Annotated in this window: 3 pseudogenes; all 3 read left to right on the top strand. The window is 32.1% G+C overall.

From position 1 onward, the window contains the following. Positions 1-495: 495 nt before the first annotated feature. Positions 496-1,062, top strand: a pseudogene (locus tag M3210_RS19670) (recombinase family protein); the annotation flags it as partial. A gap of 157 nt (positions 1,063-1,219) precedes the next feature. Beyond that, positions 1,220-1,921 (top strand): annotated as a pseudogene (locus M3210_RS19665) (TnsB C-terminal domain-containing protein); the annotation flags it as partial. Positions 1,922-1,984: 63 nt separating this feature from the next. Continuing rightward, positions 1,985-2,350: pseudogene (locus M3210_RS19660) on the top strand (TniB family NTP-binding protein); the annotation flags it as partial. Between the last annotated feature and the right edge of the window lie 728 nt (positions 2,351-3,078).

Raw genomic sequence — 3,078 nt, 5'->3', positions numbered from 1 at the left:
GACATAATTCGCCGAGCATGTAAAAGGCTGTCGCCCCTACGGGGCAACATCCTTTTACATGCCTATCCCCATAGAAAGTGTTCATTCTTATTTAGCAATAACTGTCTATTATAGTTTAGCAGTTACAAAAGGTTTGTATATTGGGAAAATTGAACTGTTCCCATGCTATATATTGATGAAATTCTCTTCATTTCATGAAATTTTTCCAGTTAGAAAGGAAAAACAGTAGAATAAAGAAAATCGTTGAGAAGAATTAATAACTCAGTGGGGTAAAGATCTATACCAAAAATTGACTTTCGTTTATAGAATAAGTAAGCATAAGATAATTCCACTTATAAATTGAACGGTCTCAAAAACGAATGTTTTTGAGACTTTTTTTATTACACTAAAATAGCTTATAATTATAGTTTATTTTGTCTTTAAAGATTGCTCAATATCTATGTATCATTTACCACCCTTTGTGATATAATTGTACTGAAAAGGTGGTATTTTTTTATGAGTCAGTATATTTATGGGTATGCTCGAGTTAGTACACGTCAACAAGATTTATCACGTCAATTGGATTTATTAGAAAAATATAACTGTAATGAAATCTTAACGGAAAAAATGACTGGAACAAAATCAAACCGTCCAGAATTAAATCGTTTAAAGGATAAGTTGAGACCAGGGGATATCGTTGTTGTAGAAAGTTTTTCAAGATTGGGTAGAAGCACAAAAGATTTAATTGATTTAGTAAATTACTTTGAAGAAAATAATGTGAAATTAATTAGTGTGAAAGAAAACTTTGATACTACTACTCCCCAAGGAAGATTAATGATGACCGTTTTTCAGGCTTTCAGTCAGTTTGAAAGAGATTTGATTGTTGAACGCACAAAGGAAGGATTAAAAAGTGCCAGAGCAAGGGGAAGAAAAGGAGGACGACCGAGAGTAGCAACTAAAGATATTACAAAAGCCATAAATCTTTATAATACTAAAGAATACAGTGTAAAGGATATTGTTGAAATGACTGGTATTAGTAGAGCCACTTTATATCGATATTTAAATAAAGATAAGATTAAAGAAACCTAATCGTACAAGCTTCATTTATTGGAAGGAGCTATTTTAATGAAAAAAGAACTTCCTCCGTTGACATCCTATTCAGAAGATCAAAGACAAAAGGCTATGGATAAATACAGGTTAATTGCACCATATCTTAACCACGAGAAGAATTTGAAAACTATTGCCGAGGTATCTGAATGTTTCTAAACGAACACTTCAATATTGGATTAGTAAGTATCAGCAATTTGGATTAATTGGTTTGGTTCGAAAAAGTCGAGCAGACTCGGGAGTCTTTAAAGTAGAAAAAGAAGTACAGGAAGAAATTAAAAATTTAATACTTAGCCACAAAAGAAATTCGGTCACTTCGATTCACAGAAAGATTTGTGAAATATGCAAAAAGAATAACTGGAAGCAACCCACTTATTATCAGGTCTATGCTATCTCAAAGTCTTTATCGCCAGGACTGAAAAAACTAGCCCATGAAGGAAAAAAAGAATATCAAAACACTTATGATATAATTCACCGACGAGAGGCTAGTTACCCTAATGAGATCTGGCAAGCTGACCATACCCCATTAGATATAATTGTTTTAAATGAAAAAGGAAAACCAGAAAGACCTTGGTTAACAATTATTTTAGATGATTATAGTAGAGCAGTTGCTGGATACTTTTTATCTTTTCAAGATCCGTCTGCTATACAAACATCTTTGGTATTACATCAAGCCATATGGAGAAAAAGCAACCCGGATTGGCAAATATGTGGTATCCCTGAAAAATTTTATACAGATCACGGAAGTGACTTTACCTCTAATCATTTGGAACAAGTAGCAATTGATTTAAAAATTAATCTAGTTTTTTCTACAGTAGGAGTTCCGAGAGGACGTGGGAAAATCGAAAAATTCTTTTCGACCATTAATCAGTTATTTCTACAAGATTTACCTGGGTATATATATGATCGAAATGATTTAGCAATGATATTAATCGGAATGCCCGGAATTGAGAAGCGATTGACTCGATATCCTCAACTCTACTCTAGAATTGGATTTGCTCATGAATTTGATAAACTCAGTAAAGATGAAACCCACCATATTTTAGAATATAAATGGGAAGAGTTAGGACTTTCTATAAAACTCGAGGATTTTTCTGATTATGAAGCAATAACCAGTATTATTAAGATTACTGGAGGGAACTTTAGACTAATACAAAGGCTCTTTACCCAGATCGAAAGAATACTTGAAATTAATAATCTTGAAACCATAACAACAGAGGTTGTTGAAGCTGCACGAGACAGTTTAGTAATCGGAATCAAGTAATCATTAAAAGCTATCTTTTTATTATAAGATAGCTTTTAATGATTATTTTTAATGCAAAATAAAAAACAGGTATAACTCCAAAAGCGACAGGTTAAAATTGTCTCAGAAATATTCGTTTTTAAGAAGTAATCCCATACTTATTAGTTGTCCTACTTTTCAATATATTTTAACAAAAGTTCTCTTATCTAGCAGGAGTTTTCAAATAAAAATAGAATATATATATATGTGGATTAGGAAATTGCTACTTTTCGAATAATACCAACTCTTTTTCGACTTTTAATTATTTGTCTGGGTTATCTGAAGTTATCTCTAAATGTGAATTCAACATATTATACGAGGGGGTGCTTTATGAAACAGGTCATTCAACACTTTTCATATTCGGATTGGAAATGTAGCTGGTGTGGTTGTAAAGTATGAAGAAAATCCTGTTATTATTATTTGTTTGTATTTTACTAACAAGTTGTCAGACAAAAAAACAACCAGAGACCCTTAGCACTCTTTCAATGAATGAAGATTCAAATGAAACAGTTCTTTCTACCAATACAGAAATGAGTTTAACATTAAATGAAGCCGTTGAGATTGCACTAGAAGAGGCGTTAAAGGTAAGCGTCAAACAATGAACACCTTCTATTAAATATCCGTTCTTGAGATAATCTCTTTAGAAAAAAATCTGGAGGTTATGCCAATGAACGATGCTAACAAAAGAATAGAATGGAAAGCTAGGTATG

The organism is Oceanobacillus luteolus, from assembly GCF_023715655.1.
In the GTDB taxonomy this organism is placed as follows: Bacteria; Bacillota; Bacilli; order Bacillales; family Amphibacillaceae; genus Oceanobacillus; species Oceanobacillus luteolus.
Note: the sequence above shows the minus strand (reverse complement) of the source record. Positions and strands in the feature narration are given on the sequence as shown.